General features: G+C 70.7%; 2 protein-coding genes and 1 pseudogene. 2 read left to right on the forward strand and 1 reads right to left on the reverse strand.

Annotation, left to right across the window (positions count from 1 at the left end; genetic code table 11):
- Positions 1 to 874 (reverse strand): annotated as a pseudogene (locus FE811_RS26365) (anhydro-N-acetylmuramic acid kinase); the annotation flags it as partial.
- A 58-nt stretch (positions 875 to 932) separates the two neighbouring features.
- On the opposite strand from FE811_RS26365, the gene tyrS reads away from it, so the two are divergent.
- Positions 933 to 2,177, forward strand: coding sequence for a tyrosine--tRNA ligase (tyrS, locus tag FE811_RS26370; protein WP_116221703.1), 1,245 nt, complete (start codon positions 933 to 935; stop codon positions 2,175 to 2,177).
- 130 nt (positions 2,178 to 2,307) lie between these two features.
- A partial coding sequence (locus tag FE811_RS26375; protein WP_140849465.1) for a DUF4177 domain-containing protein occupies positions 2,308 to 2,677 on the forward strand: 370 nt, incomplete at its 3' end.

Genomic DNA, 2,677 nt, shown 5'->3' on the forward strand with positions numbered 1-2,677 from the left:
CGCGGCATTGTGTCGCCCGCCGCCGCAGACCAGGACCAGCCCCGGCGCCCGCTCCAGGGCCGCCACCCCCGCCGCCACCGCCGCGGCCGCGGCGTGGGTCAGCGTCGCCGCCGCATCGGCGTCCGAAAGCCCCGCCACCTCGGCCGCAAGCGTGGGGAAAGCGTCGCGGTCCAGCGACTTCGGCAGCGGCCGGGCGAAATGCGGATGTTCCAGGAAGCGGGCGACGACGCCCTCGTCCGGCCTGCCCTGCAAGGCGAGCCGCCCGCCCTCGTCCCGCGCCAGCCCGCGCCGGGCGCGCATCAGGTCGTTCACGGGCGCATTGGCCGGGCCGGTGTCGAAGGCGATGCAGGCCCCCGGCGCCTCGGGCGCCCCGGCGGCGGGATCGACCCAGGTCAGGTTGCCCACGCCGCCCAGGTTCAGGAAGGCCACCGGCGCGCGCGGCAAAAGCCCCCGCCCCATCGCCCATTCCGCGCAGGCCCAGTGGAAGAAGGGCGCAAGCGGCGCCCCCTCGCCGCCTTGNGACCACCGGCCGGCCCAGCTGCGCGGCCAGCGCCGCGCCCGAGCCCGCCTGATGCGTGCCGCGCCCCCCCGGATCATGCGCCAGCGTCTGGCCGTGATAGCCGACCAGTTCCGCCTCGGGGAACCCTTCGGCCAGCGCGGCATGGGCGGCGACCGACAGCGCGGCGGCATCCGCCACGTCCGGCCCGCCCGGCCATTGCCCCAGCGCCGCGTGCAGCAGGCCGGATTCGTTGCCGGAATAGGCGCGATAGGCGCTGCGGCCGAAACCGGCGATCCGCGTCCCGTCGGTCTCGATCATCGCCGCGTCCACCCCGTCCAGCGAGGTGCCCGACATCATCCCCAGCGCTTGGATCATCCTGCTTTCCCTTCGGCCCTTCCCCCGGTATATCCGCGCCAGTCGAAAGGAAAAGCCCATGACCTACCGTGCCAAATCCGATTTCCTGAACGTGATGATCGAGCGTGGCTACCTGGCGGACTGCACCGACATGCAGGCGCTGGACGAGGCCCTGATCGAAGGCCCGGTGACGGCATATATCGGCTATGACGCGACGGCGGCCAGCCTGCATGTCGGGCACCTTCTGAACATCATGATGCTGCGCTGGTTCCAGAAGACCGGCAACCGCCCGATCACGCTGATGGGCGGCGGCACCACCAAGGTCGGCGATCCCAGCTTCCGCAGCGAGGAACGCCCGCTGCTGACCCCGGACGCGATCCAGTCCAACATCGACGGCATGCAGCAGGTCTTCGCCCGCTACCTCGACTATGGCGACGGCCATGCGATGATGCTCAACAATGCCGAATGGCTGGACAGCCTGAACTACCTCGACTTCCTGCGCGACATCGGCCGGCATTTCAGCGTCAACCGCATGCTCAGCTTCGAATCGGTCAAGTCGCGGCTCGACCGCGAGCAATCGCTGAGCTTCCTCGAATTCAACTACATGATCCTGCAGGCCTATGACTTCCTCGAGCTTTACCGGCGCTACGGCTGCCGGCTGCAGATGGGCGGCTCGGACCAATGGGGCAATATCGTCAACGGCATCGACCTGACCCGCCGGGTGCTGGATGCCGATATCTGGGGCCTGACCTCGCCCTTGCTGACCACCTCGGACGGGCGCAAGATGGGCAAGTCGGCCGGCGGCGCGGTCTGGCTCAACGGCGCCATGCTGTCGCCCTACGAATTCTGGCAGTTCTGGCGCAACACCACCGACGCCGATGTCGGCCGGTTCCTGAAACTCTACACCGAGCTGCCGGTCGAGGAATGCGACCGCCTCGGCGCGCTTTCGGGCTCCGAGATCAACGCGGCCAAGATCATCCTGGCCAATGAGGTGACGACGCTGCTGCACGGCGCCGAGGCGGCGGCCTCGGCCGAGGCGACCGCGCGCGAGGTCTTCGAGCAGGGCGGCGCCGGCGGCGATCTCGAGGTGGTGACGGTCAGCGCCGACGCGCTGGCCTCGGGCCTGACCGTGGTGCAGCTGCTGGCGCAGACCGGCATCACCGCCTCGGGCAAGGAGGCCAAGCGCCTGATCGCCGAAGGGGGGCTGCGGCTCAACAACGAAGCCGTCAGCGACCCGCAGCTGGCGGTCGACGCGGCGCTGATCGGCGACGGGCTGAAGGTCTCGGTCGGCAAGAAAAAGCACCGCATGGTGCAGCTGGGATAGGCGCAAGCCGGGCCGGGCCGGGCCGGGCCCCTCCCCGGCCCGCCCCTCACGGCCGCGTGCAACGCGCGGCCCGGCGCTTCCCTTGCCTGCGCATCTCGCCTAACCTGCGGCGCAAAGGAAAGGCCCATGCATGAGCAGCTATGAATACACCGTCATCCCCGCCCCCGCGCGCGGCGAAAAGACCAGGGGCGCGCGCAGCGGCATCGAGCGTTTCGCCGCCACCCTCGCCGATGTCCTGAACGAGATGGCCCGCGACGGCTGGGACTATGTCCGCGCCGAAACCCTGCCGGCCGAGGAACGCTCGGGCCTGACCAGCCGCACCACGGTCTATCACAACCTGCTGGTCTTCCGCCGCCCGCTCGCCCAGGCCGAAGAGCGGCCCACCGCCGCAACGCAGCCGCAGCCGGCCCCAGCCGAGTCCCAGCCGGAACCCGAGCCCCCCGCCCGCGGCCCGTTCAGCCAGCCGATGCGGGCGGCGCCGAAACCCGCGGCCCCGGCCG

Source organism: Paracoccus sp. FO-3 (assembly GCF_006386455.1).
In the GTDB taxonomy this organism is placed as follows: domain Bacteria; phylum Pseudomonadota; class Alphaproteobacteria; order Rhodobacterales; family Rhodobacteraceae; genus Paracoccus; species Paracoccus versutus.

What these genes read in the sequence shown, in the direction of transcription:
- tyrS (WP_116221703.1), top strand. Translation starts at nt 933, where the DNA reads ATGACCTACCGTGCCAAATCCGATTTCCTGAACGTGATGATCGAGCGT.